Raw genomic sequence first — 1,179 nt, forward strand, 5'->3', positions numbered from 1 at the left:
GACCGACCAGCTGGGCAAACGCAACGAGCTGACGTATCTCAACCAGGCCGTGGACGCGGCGGACACCGGCAAGCACCTCTCGCTGCTCGACACCGTCACCTCACCCAAGGGCGTCGCCACCACCACGGTCGCCGGTGACTACCAGACCCGGCACACGTACGACGCCGCCGGGAACATCGACAAGATCACCGATCCGACCGGAGCGGTGACCGACTACGACTACAACCAGGCCGGCAGCGCCGCCCCCGGCACCGTCGCCGCGATCCGCGACGCCAACGGCAACGGTCCCACCACCTACCCGTCCTACGACCCGTCCGGCCAACCCACCGAGATGCGTGACCCGCTGGGCAACACCACCCGGTTCGGCTACGACGTCGATGGCCTGCTGCGCTGGGTCCAGGACCCGAACCACGCCGGGGACAGCGGCTCCGACGAGCGGGCGTACAAGGCGTTCTTCGACTACGACGCATTCCACCGGATGGGCCGGCAGAGCGCACCCAAGTCCACCGCCACCGACCGCGGCCAGCTGATCTGGTCCAGCGTCGAGTTCGACGCCAACGACAACACGACGCGGCGCATCGACCCGCACTTCGGCACCGCCACCGAGTTGGGCACCGCCGGCCCTGACTCGGTCGCCGTGTACGACGCGATGGACCGGCCGACCACTGTGTCGAACTCCGACACCAGCGTCGACCCGGCCCGGGAACGCACCACGTTCGCCTACGACGACGCCGGCCGGATGATCCGGACGACGTCCCCCAAGGGCGTGCTGAGCACCGCGGTGGCCGACGACTACACCACGCTCTACAGCTACGACGCGCTGGACCGGCAGACCCGGGAGGCCCGGTACGGCACGGGCACGACCGACGTCCGCTACACCCACCTCTGCTACGACCTGGCGGGCGACCTGCGCTCGGTGACCTCGCCGCGGGCGAACCGTGCCACGGTCACCTGCCCGGGTACCGGGCCGTTGACCGGGGTGGGTTTCACCGAGAGCTACGACTACGACGCGGCGCACCGGCAGACCGACAGCCACGACCCGCTGGGCAACACCACCACCACGAAGTACGACGCCAACGGCAACGTCGAGGAGCAGCAGCAGGGCATCGCCACCGGCCGGGTCCGCCGGACCACCACCGAATACACCCAACGCGATCAGCCATTCCTGGTCAAAGAGCT

Annotated in this window: 1 pseudogene; it reads left to right on the forward strand. The window is 69.3% G+C overall.

From position 1 onward, the window contains the following. Positions 1-1,179 (forward strand): annotated as a pseudogene (locus KBX34_RS33045) (RHS repeat protein); the annotation flags it as partial.

The organism is Micromonospora sp. M61, assembly GCF_018070245.1.
Classification (GTDB): Bacteria; Actinomycetota; Actinomycetes; order Mycobacteriales; family Micromonosporaceae; genus Micromonospora; species Micromonospora zamorensis.